Raw genomic sequence first — 15,447 nt, 5'->3', positions numbered from 1 at the left:
TGGCGCCGCCGGCGTGACCCTCGACGCGTGAGTTGCGGCCGACGTGCGGCGGGATCGGCTGGAACGTCACGAAACCAGTGAGACATTGCCGCCGGCATGGCGCTCGATGCGGCCGGCAAGGTCGAGTTCCAGCAGCACCATGGAGACTTGCGCTGCGTTGAGGCCGGTGTGGCGGATGATCTCGTCCACGCCCACCGGCGTTGGGCCTAGCACTTCGAGCACGCCGCTGCGTTCGTCCTCACCGGGCGGGGGAGTTGCCGAAAAATCGGGTGCCTTTTCTGGTGGAGCAATGCTTCGCGTTCGCGTGCCGGCCAAGGGTGCAATCGCGCCGGAAACGTCGGCCGCCTCGGTGACCAGGGTGGCGCCATCCTTGAGCAGCCCGTTGGAGCCGGCGCAGCGCGGATCGAGTGGCGAACCCGGTACGGCAAAGACCAGCCGGCCCATCTCGCCGGCCAGGCGCGCGCTGATCAGCGAGCCGGAGCGTTGCGCAGCTTCGATCACCACCAGTCCGAGGGCGGCGCCCGCGACAAGCCGGTTGCGGCGCGGAAAATCTTGCGCCCGCGGCTGCCAGCCGAACGGCATTTCCGAAATAACGGCGCCGCCACGCTCGGCAATGTCGTCGCACAAGCCGATATTTTCGGGCGGGTAGGGGACATCGAGCCCACCGGCCAGCACGCCGACTGTGCCAGTGGAAAGACTGCCTTGGTGTGCGGCCGTGTCGATGCCGCGCGCCAGGCCGGAAACGATGACGTAGCCGTCGCGGCCAAGATCCGCCGCCAGCATGCGCGCCATCTTGATGCCGGCGAGCGACGCATTGCGGGCGCCGACGATGGCCACCGCCGGCAGGCGAAAGACGGCTGCCTCGCCCTTCACGGCAATCAGTGGCGGCGGATTGTCCATGTTTTTCAGCATCGGCGGGTAGTCGGCCTCGCCGATGCCGACGAAGCGGGCGCCGTTTTCACTGGCTGCGTCCAGTTCCGCTTCGGCTTCCTCGACGGAAGGAATGCGCATGATCCTTTTGGCTCCGCCCGAAATCATCAGCTCGGGCAGCATCTCCAACGCAGCTTCGGCCGAACCAAAGCGGTTGATCAATTCGCGAAACGAGGCCGGGCCGACATTTTGGGTGCGGATCAGCCGCAGCCAGCTCAGCCGCTGCCGGTCGCTGAGGCGCGGCCCGGCGGCGGGCTTGCTCAACCCTTGGCTCCGATCTTGCCTTCGGTGCCGGCAAGAAGGCGCGAAATGTTGGCGCGATGTTTGAAGATGACGATCAGGCTCATCACCAGGAACAGCCCGGCGGTCTCAGGTGTGCTCCAGAAATAAAGCGCGATCGGCACGATGACCGCCGCCGTCAGCGCTGCCAGCGAGGAATAGCGAAACAGAAAAGCCATCGCCAGCCAGACGACGATAAAGATCAGCGCCACATGCCAGCCGAGCGCGATCAGCACGCCGAGATAGGTCGCCACGCCCTTGCCGCCCTTGAAACCGAGCCAGACCGGAAACAGATGGCCAAGGAAGGCGCCAAGGCCCGCCCAGAGTCCAAGGCCGGCCCACAGTCCGTAGTCGTGTCCAAAATGGCGCGCGATCATCACCGCCGCCGTACCCTTCAACGCGTCGAGCACCAGCGTCGCGGCGGCGAGGCCCTTGTTGCCGGTGCGCAGAACGTTGGTGGCGCCGATATTGCCGGAGCCGATTTTGCGCACATCGCCGAGGCCGGCCGCGCGGGTGATCAAGAGGCCGAAGGGAATCGAGCCGAGGAGATAGCCGAACAGCAATGCCAGGATAACGTTATAACTCATTGTTTGCCCCCGCATTTCCCCAGCAACATATCGGTCTGCGACGTGGCGCGATCGCTCTAGCTCGAAAACACTGTGCGGCCCGCCACCAGCGTTTGCAAGACCATGCCTTGCAGCCGCGCACCTTCGAAGCAGGTGTTTTTCGAGCGCGAACGGATGCCGCTTTCACTCACGATCCAGGGTTCTTCGAGGTCGATCAGCGCAAGATCGGCCGGCGCTCCCGGCCTCAGCGTGCCGCCCGGCAGGCCGAACAGTCTTGCTGGTGCGGTGGACAGTGTTTCGACCAGCCGAAGCAGCGGCACGTCGCCATTGTGGTAGAGCCGAAGCGCTGCTCCAAGCAGCGTCTCCAGCCCGATCGCGCCGGCAGCTGCATCGGCGAAGGGAAGGCGCTTGGTGTCGACATCCTGAGGGTCGTGCGAGGAGACGATGATGTCGATCGTGCCGTCCTTGACCGCCTCGATCATGGCCAGCCGGTCTTCCTCCGCGCGCAAAGGCGGCGTCAGCCGGAAGAAGGTGCGGTATTCCCCGACATCGTTCTCGTTCAGCGACAGATTGTGGATCGCTACGCCCGCCGTGACATTGGCCGTGTCGGCTTTCGCCCGCGTCATCGCTTGCGCTGCCATCGCCGTCGAGATCTTGGCCGCGTGGTAGGCGCCGCGCGTCAGCCGTGCCAGCGCCAGGTCGCGCTCCAGCGGGATGGACTCGGCCTCGCGCGGAATGCCGGCAAGGCCGAGCCAGCTGGCATACAGGCCTTCATTCATCACGCCTGCCGAAGCGAGGTCGCCATCCTGTGTCTCATGTGCGATGACGCCACCGAAATCGCGGGCATAGGTGAGAGCCCGGCGCATCACCACTGCGCTGGATATTGTGTGCCGCCCATCGGTGAAGGCGACCGCACCGGCCTCGCGCAACAGGCCGAATTCGGTCATCTCGCGACCGGCGAGGCCTTTGGTGATCGCCGCCGCCGGAAAGATGTTGACGCTTGCCGTGTCCCGGGCGGTGCGCAGCACGAATTCGACCAGCGCGACATTGTCGATCACCGGGTCCGTGTCGGGCATCATAACGACGGAGGTAACGCCGCCGGCCGCCGCCGCAACGCTGGCCGAAGCGATAGTCTCGCGATGTTCGCCGCCCGGTTCGCCGATGAAGACGCGCGCGTCGATCAGGCCGGGAATGATCGCCTTGCCGGCGCAGTCGACCACGGTGGCTCCCGCCGGCAGCCCCTGGTTCAGGGCAGCCTTGCCGGCGGCAACGATCTTTTTCCCGTCGACGATGACGGTTCCGATCTCGTCGATGCCGCGTGACGGGTCGACGATGCGGGCGCGCTCAAAGACCGTGGTGCTCATGCGCTCCGGCCCTCGTTGCGGCGCGGGTCGAGCAGCGCTTCCATCACCGCCATACGCACGGCGACACCCATCTCGACCTGTTCCTGGATGACGCTTTGCGGCCCGTCGGCGATTTCGGACGCAATCTCGACGCCGCGGTTCATCGGCCCGGGATGCATCACCAGCGCGCCGTCCTTGGCGGCCTTCAGCTTTTCGGCATCGAGGCCGAAATAGCGGAAATATTCGCGTACCGAAGGCACGAAGGCGCCTTCCATCCGCTCGCGCTGCAGGCGCAGCATCATCACCACGTCGGCGCCCTTGAGGCCCTCGGCCATCGAGCGCGAGACGATGACGCCCATTTTCTCGATGCCGGTGGGCAGCAGCGTCGACGGCGCCACGACCCGCACCTGCGCGCCAAGCGCGTTCAACAGCATGATGTTGGAACGCGCAACGCGCGAATGCAGGATGTCGCCGCAGATCGCCACGATGAGCTTCGACAGCGGCCCCTTGGCGCGCCGGATGGTCAGCGCATCGAGCAGCGCCTGCGTTGGGTGCTCATGCGCGCCGTCGCCGGCATTGACCACCGAGCAGCCGACCTTCTGCGCCAAAAGGGCGGCGGCGCCCGCCGATTGGTGGCGGATGATCAGGATGTCGGGCCGCATGGCGTTCAGCGTCATCGCCGTGTCGATCAGCGTCTCGCCCTTCTTCACCGAAGAGCTCGCCACCGACATGTTCATGACGTCGGCGCCGAGCCGTTTCCCGGCCAGTTCGAACGACGACTGCGTGCGCGTCGAGGCTTCGTAGAAGAGGTTGATCTGGGTGCGGCCGCGCAGCGTCGAGGTCTTCTTTTCGGACTGCCGCGAAATGGCGACGGCGCGATCGGCCCGGTCGAGCAGGAGCTCGATATCACCGGGGGAAAGATCGCGGATGCCCAGAAGATGGCGGTGAGGATAAAGCGGCAGGGACGAAGCGTCGGTCATCTCAAGGCGCTGCTATAGGGGGGAGAATTCCTTGCCGCAAGCGCCAGCTTGGGATTGCGGCCTTTCTCCCCGGTATTTTCGTCGCGCGCGCCGCCTGGCTTGGGCTATATCTAGCCGATTGCTTCGGATTCGAAGCCTTGTGATGATAAGGCCTTTCTACCGTTGGAAGGCCCTTCTACTTTCAGAAGGATTGGGCGTGACCGACGACGTGACCAACCAGCCGCCGCCGCTGACGGGCGGCAACGCCTGGCGGGGCGATCCGTTGCTGATCCAGCTTGCCGAGCGTTTTTCCGATCCGGTGCGCAAGGACCTCGACGGGCTTGGCCGGTTCGTCCTGACGCAGGAGGCGCAGGAGCTGGCGCGCCTCGCCAATGTCGAGACGCCGAAGCTCCGCACGCATGACCGTCAGGGCCGGCGCATCGACCTCGTCGAATTCCATCCGGCCTATCATGCGCTGATGCGCCGCTCGGTTGCCGGCGGCCTGCATTCCTCGATCTGGGAAAACGGCGATAGCGAGATCGGCCGTCGCCATCAGGTGCGCGCCGCGCGTTTCTACCTGACCGCCGAACTCGAGACCGGGCATCTCTGCCCCATCACCATGACCAGCGCTTCGCTGGCCGCCCTGATGGCCAGCCCAAAGCTGTTTCGCGAATGGGCGCCGCGCGTGACGACGCGCAAATACGACCAGAGTCAGAAGCCGCCGGTCGACAAGACCGGGCTGACGCTCGGCATGGGCATGACCGAAAAGCAGGGCGGCACCGACGTGCGCGCCAACACCACACGGGCCGAACGCGCCGGCAGCGGCTTTTATCGCCTCACCGGCCACAAATGGTTCATGTCGGCGCCGATGTCGGACGCTTTTCTCGTGCTTGGACAGGCGCCTGAAGGGCTTTCCTGCTTTCTCGTCCCGCGCATCCTCGGCGACGGTTCCGGCAACGGCTTCCGCTTTCAGCGGCTGAAGGACAAGCTTGGCAACCGCTCCAACGCCTCATCGGAGGTAGAGTTCGTCAACGCCATCGGCGAGATGGTCGGCGAGCCCGGCGCCGGCATAAAGACGATCATGGACATGGTCACGCTGACCCGGCTCGACTGCGCCGTCGCCTCGTCGGCAATCATGCGAGCGGGGCTGGCTGAGGCCGTGCATCACGCCCGTCATCGCCAGGTGGCCGGCTCGACGCTGATCGAACAGCCGCTGATGCAGCGCGTGCTGGCGGACATGGCGCTCGATGTCGCCGCCGCCACGGCACTCTCGTTCCGACTGGCGCGCTCCTTCGACGAGGCTGCCGGCGACCGCGGCGAGGCTGCCTTTGCCCGCGCCATGACCCCGGTGGTCAAATACTGGGTCTGCAAGATCGCGCCGCCACTGCTCTATGAGGCGATGGAGTGCCTCGGCGGCAATGGCTATGTCGAGGAAGCGCCGCTCGCCCGCTACTACCGCGAAGCCCCGGTCAATGCGATCTGGGAGGGCTCAGGCAATGTCATGGCGCTCGACGTGCTGCGCGTGCTCGGCCGCGCGCCCGGCCTGTTCGAGGAGGTGCTGGCCGGCATCGACCGCGATCTCGGCGCCGGCGGACGCGGAACCATTGGCGTGCTCAAGGCGGCCATGCAGGTCGCCGGCACCGATGAGGGGTCGGCCCGCCTGCTGACCGAACAGCTGGCGCTGTCGGCGGCAGCTGCGGAATTGCGCCGGCTGGGGGCAGGGCGGATTGCGGACGCCTTCGTCGAGACGCGGCTCGCCGGCCAGTGGCGCAACACCTATGGCATGCTCGATTCGCGCCACGATGCGCGCATGATCGTCGACACGCTCTATCCGCCGGTGAATTGAGGGCCTTCCGCCAGGCCTCGAACGAATTTGCCTGCCTGTGGAAAGCCGTTAACCTTAACGAATGGTTTCCGTTGCAGCCGCAGGCCGCAGACCCCACTGTCTTTGCCACCAAAGCAGGAATGCCATGCGGCACATTTTGACGTCCTTTCTGGCCTTGCACTGGGCGCTGGTTTTCGCCCTGCTGGCGTTCATCTGTGTCGATGGAAACCGCGGCGTTGCGGGCGCTCTGGGCGTGCTCGGCGTCGTCGTGGAAAACACTCGCCTGGCCGATCTCGACAATGCTGCCGTCGTGGCGCCGCTGGCCATCGCCTTGCTGGTCGTGGCGGTGCTGTTTTGCTGGGTCTTCGTCGAGAGTCTGGTTAACGCCGCAGCGAGCCCGGACGGAGCCGACAGTGTGGCGCGGACCGCCTTCATTTCGGCATCCGCGGTGTTGTCGCTGATCCTGATCGGCGGCGCAGCGCGAGGCATCAACGGCCTGTTTTTGGTTGTCGCCGTGCAATTGGCGGCACTTCTGGCCTCCTATGTCGCCATGCTGGCCGAGCGGAGGTCGGTCTTCGCCGTCATGGTTTCGCGGGAGGCAGAGAGTCGCGCCACCGCCCATGCCATGGCCAAGGGTGCCGCGCACGGCTCCTTGCTGTCGCGCATTTCCGGCCGTCCGGACATTGGTCCCAGCGGTCCCAGAGGCGGCTCCAGCCGCAGGGACGGTAACTGATGCGCACGCTGTTCGCATTGTGGGCCGCGCCACTCGCTCTGTTCTGGGGCTGGTTCTTCCTGTCGCTCAACGACATCAATTTCGGCTACGTCATGCTCAGCCGGCAGCTGCATGATTTCGTGTTCCAGCTCTACGGGCAGATGCTGGGCATCGATCCGGCGATCATTCCGGGCATGGTGGCAAGGGCCTGCGTCTTTGACGGCTTCCTGCTGATGGCATTGTGGGCGTTTCGCCGCCGCCGCAACATCACGGCCTGGGTCAGGCGGCAGGCGGGGAATCCGGTTCCGTCCGATCGCGTGGGTCAAGCGACTGGAGCCGGTCCAGAACTCCCTGCAGAATAAAGGCCGCAGCCGCCGAATCGATCTTACCGGCGCGCTTTCGGCGCGAGAAATCCATCTCGATCAGCGTCCGCTCCGCCGCCACCGTCGACAGCCGCTCGTCCCACAGCACGAAGGGCAAGTCGGTTATGCCTGCCATGTTGCGCACGAAGGCGCGCGACTTCTGGGCGCGGGGACCTTCCGAGCCGTCCATGTTGATAGGAAGGCCGAGTACAAACGCGCCGACATTATCCTTCTGCAGCTGGGCGAGCAGCGCTGCCGCATCCAGCGAAAACTTTTTACGTAGGATGACAGGGCGCGGATGGGCAAAGGACAGGCCGCGGTCGGAAACGGCGACACCGATCGTCTTGTCGCCGAGGTCGAGTCCGGCCAGCGTCCTGCCGCCCTCCAGCCGTGCCGGCAGATCCTCGATTGCTATGATGCCCAACGGCTTTCCCCAACCAGTTTTACAGTGACCCAGTCTAACCGTGACCCAGACTTGCCGTCACAAAGAGCGCGACACGTTCTTTTGAACCGCGAGCACACTATGTCACTTTAATTTTGCTGCCGGCGTTCTATCTTCCGGCGCAACCAAAATCGAGGAACACGATCGATGAAATTGACCTGGTACGGACATTCCGCCTTCCGCGTCGAGACATCAGGCGCGACCATCCTGATCGACCCCTATCTCGTCGGCAACCCATCATGGACGAGCGGCTGGGAGGGGCCGGCGGAAGGCGTCACCCATGTGCTTCTGACCCACGGCCACAGTGACCATGTCAGCGGCGCGGTGGAGGTGCTGAAGAAGAGCGGCGCCCAGCTGGTCGCCAATTACGAGATCTGCATGTACCTGGTCGGCAAGGGCGTCGACGGCAAGAAGATCAATCCCGGCAATCATGGCGGCACCGTCGATTGCGGTGCCTTCACCACCACATTCGTGCAGGCACTGCATTCCTCGTCGTTTGGGCTCGATGGCGGCCAGAACGTCTACCTCGGCAATCCCAACGGGCTGGTCCTGCATTTCCCGGAGGACAAGACGCTCTACCATATGGGCGACACCGACATCTTCTCCGATATGGCGCTGATCGAGGAATTGCATGAGCCGAAGATCGGCCTCGTGCCGGTCGGCGACCGCTTCACCATGGGCGGCGCGGTGGCGGCCCTGGCCTGCCGGCGCTTCTTCCACTTCGACACCGTCGTGCCATGCCACTTCGGCACCTTCCCGATCATCGACGCGACGGCGGAGAAGTTCGTGGCCGGCCTCGAAGGATCAGGTGTCGAGGTAGCCTTGCCAGCCATCGGCCAAACGATCACACTATAGAGCGATCGTTGAAACGATCCCTTGTCGCAAAGGGGGATTAAACCATGGGTTTGAGAGAGACTCTTTGCGTTTCGATGCTGGTCGCTGCGTCGCCCGCATCCGCCGCCGAGGACTTCATCAAGGGCGTTTACCTCCAGACCCAGGAGCTTTGCGCGCAAGCCAAAAAGGACACGCTGCAGACGCTGATTGACACCGGCAATGTCATCTTGTCGGCGGACGGCCTGCAAAGCGTCGAGTATAATTGCGAGTTCGTCCAGGTCACCAAGGCGACGCGCTCGCCGAGCTGGGCGGTCACAGCCATCTGCCAGGAGCCGGGCTTTCTCTTTCCAGATATACTGTCGATCACGCAGATGAACGCGACCCAAATCGACATCGTCTCGGTGCGCCCGACCGCCGACGAAGGCGAGCAGGCCGGCAATGGCGGCAGCTATTATCTGTGCGAGGGTGTATCGCTGCCCTAGGCTGAAATGCCGCCCTGGCATGAACGGGCTCTATCCCCAAGCACGATCGATGTTGCGCGGCACGCGCCACGCCGCTATAGCGCCATCTGGTTTTCCCAAAGGCTAAAGACATGTCCGTTGATCTGCAAACTGTGAAGCGCGTCGCGCGTCTCGCCCGCATTGCGGTGAGCGAGGAGGATGCCGAGCGCATGACCGGCGAGCTGAACGCCATTCTGGGCTTTGTCGAGCAGCTGAACGAGGTCGATGTCTCCGGCGTCGAACCGATGACATCGGTGACGCCGATGGAGATGAAGAAGCGCCAAGACATCGTCACCGACGGCAACAAGGCTGCCGATATCGTCGCCAACGCGCCGGCCACTGACGAGAATTTCTTCGTCGTGCCGAAGGTCGTGGAGTAGCTGGCCGATGGCAATCGAGATCGCCATCGAAACGCCGCTGCAGGACGATGTCCGCGCTTTGGTCGAGGAGCTCAACGCGACGCTGCTCGAACTGACGCCGCCGGAGCATTGCTACCATCTGACGGTCGAGCAGATGGCTGGCGACGACACCACCGTGTTCATCGCCCGCGACGACGGGCAAGCCATCGGTTGCGGCGCGCTGAAGCGCCATGACGCCCGCGTCGGTGAGGTCAAGCGCATGTACACGCGGCCCTCGCATCGCGGCAGGAAGATCGGCGCCAAGATCGTCGAGCATGTCGAAACGCTGGCGCGCAGCGAAGGGCTGAAGCGCCTGGTGCTTGAAACCGGCGACCGCCATCCCGCCGCCTGGACCGTCTACGAACGCGCCGGCTTCTCGCGCTGCGGGCCGGTGCTGGATTATCCCGATTCCGAGTGGTCGGTGTTTTACGAAAAGAGCCTTTGATGAGCGAACTGACCCATCTGACAATTTCGCAGGCGCGCGCCAAGCTGCGCGCCAAGGAGATTTCGGCCGTCGAAATCACCGAGGCCTATCTCGGTGCCATCGAGCGCGCCAATCCGGTGCTCAATGCCTACATCGTCGTCACCGGCGACAAGGCGCGCGATATGGCCAAAGCTTCCGACGCCAGGCTCGCCAAGGGCCAGGGCGGTGCGCTGGAAGGCATCCCGCTCGGCATCAAGGACCTGTTCGGCACCGAAGGTATCCACACCCAGGCCTGCAGCCATGTGCTGGACGGCTTCAAGCCGCGCTACGAATCGACCGTCACCGCCAATCTGTGGGCAGACGGCGCCGTCATGCTGGGCAAGCTTAACATGGACGAGTTCGCCATGGGCTCGTCCAACGAGACCTCCTATTACGGCCCTGTCGTCAATCCGTGGCGGCGTTCGCGCCTCGACACGGTGGTGATGCCGACCACGCATCAGGGCGATGGCGGTTTCGTTTCGGCCGGCGGCACCAAGACCGCGCGCACGCTGGACAATGCCCAACTGGTGCCGGGGGGCTCGTCGGGGGGCTCGGCTTCCGCCGTCTCGGCTTTCCTGTGCGCCGGCGCCACCGCCACCGACACCGGCGGCTCGATCCGCCAGCCAGCCGCCTTCACCGGCACCGTCGGCATCAAGCCGACCTATGGCCGCTGCTCGCGCTGGGGCATCGTCGCCTTCGCTTCGTCGCTCGATCAGGCGGGCCCGATCGCCCGGGACGTGCGCGATGCCGCGATCATGCTGAAGTCCATGGCCTCGGTCGACGCCAAGGACACCACTTCCGTCGACCGGCCGGTGCCGGATTACGAGGCGGCGATCGGCAAACCGATCAGGGGCATGAAGGTCGGCATTCCCCGGGAATACCGCGTCGACGGCATGCCGGAAGAGATCGAGGCGCTGTGGCAGAAGGGCATTGCCTGGCTCAGGGATGCCGGCGCCGAGATCGTCGACATTTCGCTGCCGCACACCAAATATGCTTTGCCGGCTTATTATATCGTAGCGCCTGCCGAAGCATCGTCCAATCTGGCGCGCTATGACGGCGTCCGCTATGGCTTGCGCGTGCCGGGCCAGGACATTGTCGACATGTACGAAAAGACCCGAGCCGCCGGGTTCGGTCGAGAGGTCAAGCGTCGCATCATGATCGGCACCTATGTGCTGTCGGCAGGCTATTACGATGCCTACTATCTGCAGGCGCAGAAGGTGCGCAATTTGATCAAGCGCGACTTCGAGACGGTTTTTGCCGACGGCGTCGACGTCATCCTGACGCCGGCGACGCCGTCGGCCGCCTTCGGCATCGCCGACGAGGACATGGCCGCCGATCCGGTGAAAATGTACCTCAACGACATTTTCACGGTGACCGTGAACATGGCCGGACTGCCGGGCATTGCCGTGCCTGCCGGCCTCGATGCCAAGGGCCTGCCGCTCGGTCTGCAGCTGATTGGCCGTCCCTTCGACGAGGAAACCCTGTTCCAGACAGCCGCCGTCATCGAGCAGGCGGCGGGAACCTTCCAGCCGGAGAAGTGGTGGTAGCATGCCGCCTCCGTCTCGCATTTCCATCGTCGAGACGGGAAACGAACTGCTGATCATGAACCCGCCACGCACCTCGGATTTCAGGACCGTCTTTGTCCTGATCGGGGCCGCGATCGTCGCTTACACCGGCTACATGGGATTGACGGATACGTCGTCCGCAACGCTCACCAGCGGCACGCTCGGCCTGCTGCCCTTCGTGGCGGTCATTGCCCTCTTCACCTATTTCCTGGGCAAGGATTTCATCTGGCGGGTGTTCGGCAGGGAAACCCTGCGGCTGACCGACACCGCAGCCGTGCGCTCGGTGAGGGGTTCCTTGCGAAATCGGTGGTCACTGCCTTTGAAAGGGCATCTTAGGGTCGAAATCCTCGACCATACCTATCCCACGGACGAAGTGGGACTGTCGGAAGTCATCAGCTTAACCAACGCGAACGGCGTCCTTGTTTTCGGCAGGGAGTTAAGCCGCCTCGAAGCGGAAGCGGTAGCGAGTGCGGTCGAGCACTTCACCGGCCGTCACAATTTGAGCTGGAGATAGGCAGGCAATGTTCTTCTATCTCTCCAAGGTATTCTGGTTCTTCGTCCAACCACTCAACCTGGCGATCTTCCTGCTGCTTGCCGGCTTGCTCGCGGCGCTGATCGGCCGCCGGCGATTGGCGGCGACGGGCAGTGTGTTCGCCTTCCTGATTCTGGCGCTGTCGGCCTGGACGTCGCTTGGCGCCATGATGCTCAATCCGCTCGAAGAGCGCTTCCCAAAGCCGCCGCTGCCGCGGAAGGTCGACGGCATTGTCGTGCTCGGCGGCGGCTTCGAGGGCGCCATCAACTTGGCGCGCGGCGGCTATGAGCTGAATTCCGGCGGCGACCGCATGGTGGAGGCGGCGATCCTTGCCCGGCGCTTTCCCGAGGCGAAAGTGGTTATCTCCGGCGGCACCGGTGAACTGTTCATCGATGGCGAGGGCGATGCGGCCACCGCGCCGCGCCTGCTCGGTGCGCTTGGCGTCGACGCCGATCGCTTGATGCTCGAGAACAAATCCCGCAACACCTATGAGAATGCGGTCTTCACCAAGGAACTGGTAACACCGAAACCGGGCGAGACCTGGCTGCTTGTCACCTCCGCCTTCCACATGCCGCGCGCCAAGGCGCTGTTCGACAAGGCCGGCTTTCAGACGGTCCCGTGGCCGGTCGACTATCGCACCTCGGGCAAGGAAGGCTTTGGCCTGTTTCGCGACAACGCACCCGATTCGCTGCAGACCACCACCATTGCGATCCGCGAATGGATCGGCCTCGCCGCCTATTGGCTGTCGGGCCGGATCGACCAGTTTTTCCCCGGCCCGGGCGGCTGACCGATCACGGCTTGCCTTGCGGCGGAAAAGAACTGACGCCGCACCAGCACTGCCAGTAGCAGCAGCGTCGACAGCACGAACACGATCGGGTCGACGAACCAGCCGAGATAGCCGATCGAGAAGAACACCGCGCGCAGGCCTGAATTGAAATGCTTGCCGGCCAGCATGTTCATGCGCGCCGCGCGCCACACCGCCGTTTCGCTGACCGGGTTGCGTGACGCCTCGCCATAGGGGATCGGCACCGCGCCGATCAGGATCGTGCAGTAGTTGAAGAGACGGTAGGCCCAGCCGAACTTGAAGAAGGCGAAGGCCAGGATCAGGACCAGGCCAAAGACCTTGATCTGAAAGGCGGAGCGCGATGAGGTCGCGTTCAACGGCAGATCGTTCAGCACGGCAAGGACCTGATCCGAGGCGCCAAGCAGCGCGAAACAGCCACCGAGCGCAATCAGCGAACTGGAGGCGAAAAAGGCGGTGCCTTGCTGCAGGCCGCTCATGATGGCGGTGTCGACGATGCGGATTTCGCGCTCGGCCATGGTGCGCATCCAGGCCTCGCGCTGCACGTTCATGGCCATTGTCAACGACACCCGGCTGACCAGTCTGCCGTCGGACGCCAGCGTATGCAGCAACCATGCGAGCAGGAAGAATGCCAGCGCCGCCAGATCAGCCGTCGACAGATGGAAGGAATCGCCCATGCCCCCTTTTACCACAGGCAAAGCGGTCAGTTCGATGCTCCAATGCATGCCGCCCAGAGGTGAGCTGCGGTTCTGGGACAACGACATGCATTGAAACAAGAACTTAAAGCGCGTCGCATGAATCCGTTTCAGCGCGACGCGCTTTCAGCCGGTGATGTCGCTGCCGGAGCAAACAAGGTCGGCAGGTGCAGCGCCGCAATCCGCAAAACAGCACAAACATCATGGAAAGTCCTATATGTAGGTCTTGATCCCATTCCCGGAGACGGCGCAGCGTGTTTCTTTCGGTTTTCGACCTGTTCAAGATCGGCATCGGACCGTCGAGTTCGCACACGATGGGACCGATGACAGCGGCGCGGCGGTTTCTCGACGAGATCGCCGGCGATGACTGGCCGCGCCCGGCCGGCGTCAAGGTCGATCGCATTGGCGCCAGCCTGCACGGCTCGCTCGCCTATACCGGTATCGGCCATGGCTCGGATCGCGCCGTTGTCCTCGGACTTGCTGGCCTGACACCGCAGACGGTCGATCCCGATCAGGCCGAGGGAATCGCCACGCGCATCGCCGCCGAGAAGCGGATATCGCCACGCGGCCATCCCTCCTATCGCTTCGACCCGGCGACGGATCTGGTGCTCGACCGCAAGACGCCGCTCACCGGCCACGCCAACGGCATGGCCTTCTACGCTTACGATGCCGGCGACCGGCTGCTGCTCAAGCGCATCTACTATTCCATCGGCGGCGGCTTCGTGGTGTCCGAGGAAGAGCTGCAGCGGATGAAGGTCAAGGGCTCGGTAACCACAGAAGGCAAGAAGGTGCCCTATCCCTTCAAGAATGCCGTCGAGATGCTGAAGATGGCAGGCAAAAGCGGCCTGTCTATCGCCGACATGAAGCGCATCAATGAAGAGACGCATATGTCGCGCGAGGAGCTCGACAGCGGCCTTGATGCGATCTGGGGCGCCATGAAGGGCTGCATCGACCGCGGCCTGTCGCAGGACGGCATCATGCCGGGCGGGCTGAAAGTGCGCCGTCGTGCCCGCATGCTGCACGACAAGCTGCAGGAGCAATGGCAGCAGAACAAGCCCAACCCTTTGCTGGCCAATGACTGGCTGTCGATCTACGCCATGGCGGTGAACGAAGAGAACGCCGCCGGTGGACGTGTCGTCACCGCACCCACCAATGGTGCGGCCGGCACATTGCCGGCGGTGCTGCGTTACTGGCTGCATTTCCACCCCGAGGCTGACCAGCCGAGCATCCGCGACTTCCTGCTCACGGCGGCCGCCGTCGGCGGCATCATCAAGACCAATGCCTCGATCTCCGGCGCCGAAGTCGGCTGCCAGGGCGAGGTCGGCTCGGCCTCGGCGATGGCTGCCGCGGGTCTCTGCGCCGTCATGGGCGGCACGCCCGAGCAGGTCGAGAACGCCGCCGAAATCGCGCTCGAACATCATCTCGGCATGACTTGCGATCCGGTCGGCGGTCTGGTCCAGGTGCCTTGCATCGAGCGCAACGCGCTCGGCGCCGTCAAGGCGGTCACCGCCGCCTCTCTGGCGATCAAAGGCGACGGCGTCCATTTCGTGCCGCTCGACGCCGCGATCGAAACAATGCGCCAGACGGGCCTCGACATGAACGAGAAGTACAAGGAAACCAGCCTTGGTGGGCTCGCCGTCAATGTCGTGGAATGCTGACCGCGCAACGCCACTGGCACTGTGAAGAAGTCGGGCAGGGCCGTTGACGCAATCGCGCGCCGGACTAAACCTTAAGCGATGGCACTCAATCTCCTAAAACTGTGCGTCGGTTGCGACAGCGTCGAGGACCTCGAAGAATGGATCGCCTTCCGCCTCGATGAGCGCCGCCGCGCCGGCGAGCCCGCCGAGCACTGGCACACCACCCGCATGGTGCCGACGCGCGGCGCCGAGGTCACCGATGGCGGTTCGCTTTATTGGGTGATCAAGGGCAGCGTGCAATGCCGCCAGCTGATCACTGATATCAGGCCCTTCACCGACGACGAAGGCATCGGCCGTTGCCGCCTGATGCTCGACCTCGACGTCGTGCGCACCGACTGGCAGCCGCGCCGCGCCTTCCAGGGCTGGCGTTATCTCAAACCGTCGGATGCGCCCGCAGATATCGGCAAGGGCAAGGCCGGAATGGTCGAGATGCCGCCGAAACTGAAGCGCGAGCTCGCCGACCTGGGCTTGCTGTAGAGCCAAGGGCGCGGCCGCTTCTCCCAGAGCGTCGAGCGCTGGCCCTTCATCTTGTCCAAGGCTGGA

At 64.2% G+C, this 15,447-nt stretch carries 18 protein-coding genes; 12 read left to right on the top strand and 6 right to left on the bottom strand.

Features of this window, described 5'->3' with window-relative positions; translation table 11 throughout:
* Nucleotides 1-66: 66 nt before the first annotated feature.
* The 4 genes from dprA to X756_RS150165 are packed head-to-tail and all read right to left on the bottom strand — an operon-like array spanning nt 67 to nt 4,098.
* Complete coding sequence (gene dprA, locus X756_RS150150; protein WP_023730138.1) at nt 67-1,194, bottom strand: DNA-processing protein DprA; 1,128 nt, start codon at nt 1,192-1,194, stop codon at nt 67-69.
* Nucleotides 1,191-1,796 (bottom strand): glycerol-3-phosphate 1-O-acyltransferase PlsY, encoded by a 606-nt coding sequence (plsY, locus tag X756_RS150155; protein WP_023696534.1) that lies wholly within the window; start codon nt 1,794-1,796, stop codon nt 1,191-1,193. Before plsY ends, dprA begins: the two co-directional genes overlap by 4 nt.
* Nucleotides 1,797-1,852: 56 nt before the next feature.
* On the bottom strand, nt 1,853-3,139 hold the full coding sequence (locus tag X756_RS150160; protein WP_023730137.1) for a dihydroorotase: 1,287 nt from the start codon (nt 3,137-3,139) through the stop codon (nt 1,853-1,855).
* Nucleotides 3,136-4,098: an aspartate carbamoyltransferase catalytic subunit gene (locus X756_RS150165; RefSeq protein WP_023696535.1), complete on the bottom strand. Its 963-nt coding sequence runs from the start codon at nt 4,096-4,098 to the stop codon at nt 3,136-3,138. The genes X756_RS150160 and X756_RS150165 overlap by 4 nt, the downstream gene beginning before the upstream one ends.
* A 196-nt stretch (nt 4,099-4,294) precedes the next feature.
* Between X756_RS150165 and X756_RS150170 the strand changes: the two genes are divergently transcribed.
* The 3 genes from X756_RS150170 (at nt 4,295) to X756_RS1000000167550 (ending at nt 6,976) form a co-directional block, all read left to right on the top strand.
* Complete coding sequence (locus X756_RS150170; RefSeq protein WP_023688598.1) at nt 4,295-5,923, top strand: DNA alkylation response protein; 1,629 nt, start codon at nt 4,295-4,297, stop codon at nt 5,921-5,923.
* A 124-nt stretch (nt 5,924-6,047) separates the two neighbouring features.
* Nucleotides 6,048-6,635, top strand: coding sequence for a hypothetical protein (locus X756_RS150175; protein ID WP_023730136.1), 588 nt, complete (start codon nt 6,048-6,050; stop codon nt 6,633-6,635).
* Nucleotides 6,635-6,976 carry a DUF6105 family protein gene (locus X756_RS1000000167550; protein ID WP_023693426.1) on the top strand — a complete coding sequence of 114 codons (342 nt, stop codon included), beginning with the start codon at nt 6,635-6,637 and terminating at the stop codon, nt 6,974-6,976. The genes X756_RS150175 and X756_RS1000000167550 overlap by 1 nt, the downstream gene beginning before the upstream one ends.
* Here the strand turns inward: X756_RS1000000167550 and ruvX are convergent.
* Complete coding sequence (ruvX, locus tag X756_RS150180; RefSeq protein WP_023724364.1) at nt 6,894-7,400, bottom strand: Holliday junction resolvase RuvX; 507 nt, start codon at nt 7,398-7,400, stop codon at nt 6,894-6,896. The genes X756_RS1000000167550 and ruvX overlap by 83 nt on opposite strands.
* A 165-nt stretch (nt 7,401-7,565) precedes the next feature.
* Between ruvX and X756_RS150185 the strand changes: the two genes are divergently transcribed.
* From X756_RS150185 to X756_RS150215, 7 genes are all read left to right on the top strand, one after another.
* On the top strand, nt 7,566-8,273 hold the full coding sequence (locus X756_RS150185) for a metal-dependent hydrolase (RefSeq protein WP_023730135.1): 708 nt from the start codon (nt 7,566-7,568) through the stop codon (nt 8,271-8,273).
* A 44-nt stretch (nt 8,274-8,317) separates the two neighbouring features.
* On the top strand, nt 8,318-8,734 hold the full coding sequence (locus tag X756_RS150190; RefSeq protein ID WP_023670998.1) for a hypothetical protein: 417 nt from the start codon (nt 8,318-8,320) through the stop codon (nt 8,732-8,734).
* A 110-nt stretch (nt 8,735-8,844) separates the two neighbouring features.
* Nucleotides 8,845-9,132 (top strand): Asp-tRNA(Asn)/Glu-tRNA(Gln) amidotransferase subunit GatC, encoded by a 288-nt coding sequence (gene gatC, locus X756_RS150195; RefSeq protein ID WP_023730134.1) that lies wholly within the window; start codon nt 8,845-8,847, stop codon nt 9,130-9,132.
* Between the two features lie 7 nt (nt 9,133-9,139).
* Nucleotides 9,140-9,595 (top strand): GNAT family N-acetyltransferase, encoded by a 456-nt coding sequence (locus X756_RS150200; protein ID WP_023706217.1) that lies wholly within the window; start codon nt 9,140-9,142, stop codon nt 9,593-9,595.
* Nucleotides 9,595-11,160 (top strand): amidase family protein, encoded by a 1,566-nt coding sequence (locus tag X756_RS150205; RefSeq protein ID WP_023688592.1) that lies wholly within the window; start codon nt 9,595-9,597, stop codon nt 11,158-11,160. Before X756_RS150200 ends, X756_RS150205 begins: the two co-directional genes overlap by 1 nt.
* Nucleotides 11,161-11,215: 55 nt before the next feature.
* Nucleotides 11,216-11,692 carry a hypothetical protein gene (locus X756_RS150210; RefSeq protein ID WP_245264516.1) on the top strand — a complete coding sequence of 159 codons (477 nt, stop codon included), beginning with the start codon at nt 11,216-11,218 and terminating at the stop codon, nt 11,690-11,692.
* Between the two features lie 7 nt (nt 11,693-11,699).
* On the top strand, nt 11,700-12,497 hold the full coding sequence (locus X756_RS150215; protein ID WP_023730132.1) for a YdcF family protein: 798 nt from the start codon (nt 11,700-11,702) through the stop codon (nt 12,495-12,497).
* On the opposite strand, the gene X756_RS150220 is transcribed toward X756_RS150215, so the two are convergent.
* On the bottom strand, nt 12,446-13,189 hold the full coding sequence (locus X756_RS150220; RefSeq protein ID WP_023730131.1) for a DUF599 domain-containing protein: 744 nt from the start codon (nt 13,187-13,189) through the stop codon (nt 12,446-12,448). The two genes, X756_RS150215 and X756_RS150220, sit on opposite strands and share 52 nt — an antisense overlap.
* Nucleotides 13,190-13,461: 272 nt before the next feature.
* Between X756_RS150220 and X756_RS150225 the strand changes: the two genes are divergently transcribed.
* Both X756_RS150225 and X756_RS150230 read left to right on the top strand, forming a co-directional pair.
* Nucleotides 13,462-14,865, top strand: a complete 1,404-nt coding sequence (locus tag X756_RS150225) for an L-serine ammonia-lyase (protein ID WP_023730130.1) — start codon at nt 13,462-13,464, stop codon at nt 14,863-14,865.
* A gap of 78 nt (nt 14,866-14,943) precedes the next feature.
* Nucleotides 14,944-15,381, top strand: coding sequence for a DUF1489 family protein (locus X756_RS150230; protein ID WP_023671006.1), 438 nt, complete (start codon nt 14,944-14,946; stop codon nt 15,379-15,381).
* The last annotated feature ends 66 nt before the right edge of the window (nt 15,382-15,447 follow it).

The sequence above is a fragment of the Mesorhizobium sp. LNJC405B00 genome (assembly GCF_000502615.1).
Classification (GTDB): Bacteria; Pseudomonadota; Alphaproteobacteria; order Rhizobiales; family Rhizobiaceae; genus Mesorhizobium.
Note: the sequence above shows the minus strand (reverse complement) of the source record. Positions and strands in the feature narration are given on the sequence as shown.

What these genes read in the sequence shown, in the direction of transcription:
- X756_RS1000000167550 (WP_023693426.1), top strand. Translation starts at nt 6,635, where the DNA reads ATGCGCACGCTGTTCGCATTGTGGGCCGCGCCACTCGCTCTGTTCTGG.
- X756_RS150230 (WP_023671006.1), top strand. Translation starts at nt 14,944, where the DNA reads ATGGCACTCAATCTCCTAAAACTGTGCGTCGGTTGCGACAGCGTCGAG.
- X756_RS150175 (WP_023730136.1), top strand. Translation starts at nt 6,048, where the DNA reads ATGCGGCACATTTTGACGTCCTTTCTGGCCTTGCACTGGGCGCTGGTT.
- X756_RS150190 (WP_023670998.1), top strand. Translation starts at nt 8,318, where the DNA reads ATGGGTTTGAGAGAGACTCTTTGCGTTTCGATGCTGGTCGCTGCGTCG.
- X756_RS150210 (WP_245264516.1), top strand. Translation starts at nt 11,216, where the DNA reads ATGAACCCGCCACGCACCTCGGATTTCAGGACCGTCTTTGTCCTGATC.
- X756_RS150165 (WP_023696535.1), bottom strand. Translation starts at nt 4,098, where the DNA reads ATGACCGACGCTTCGTCCCTGCCGCTTTATCCTCACCGCCATCTTCTG.
- X756_RS150160 (WP_023730137.1), bottom strand. Translation starts at nt 3,139, where the DNA reads ATGAGCACCACGGTCTTTGAGCGCGCCCGCATCGTCGACCCGTCACGC.
- X756_RS150220 (WP_023730131.1), bottom strand. Translation starts at nt 13,189, where the DNA reads ATGGGCGATTCCTTCCATCTGTCGACGGCTGATCTGGCGGCGCTGGCA.
- plsY (WP_023696534.1), bottom strand. Translation starts at nt 1,796, where the DNA reads ATGAGTTATAACGTTATCCTGGCATTGCTGTTCGGCTATCTCCTCGGC.
- X756_RS150215 (WP_023730132.1), top strand. Translation starts at nt 11,700, where the DNA reads ATGTTCTTCTATCTCTCCAAGGTATTCTGGTTCTTCGTCCAACCACTC.
- X756_RS150200 (WP_023706217.1), top strand. Translation starts at nt 9,140, where the DNA reads ATGGCAATCGAGATCGCCATCGAAACGCCGCTGCAGGACGATGTCCGC.
- X756_RS150185 (WP_023730135.1), top strand. Translation starts at nt 7,566, where the DNA reads ATGAAATTGACCTGGTACGGACATTCCGCCTTCCGCGTCGAGACATCA.
- X756_RS150205 (WP_023688592.1), top strand. Translation starts at nt 9,595, where the DNA reads ATGAGCGAACTGACCCATCTGACAATTTCGCAGGCGCGCGCCAAGCTG.
- gatC (WP_023730134.1), top strand. Translation starts at nt 8,845, where the DNA reads ATGTCCGTTGATCTGCAAACTGTGAAGCGCGTCGCGCGTCTCGCCCGC.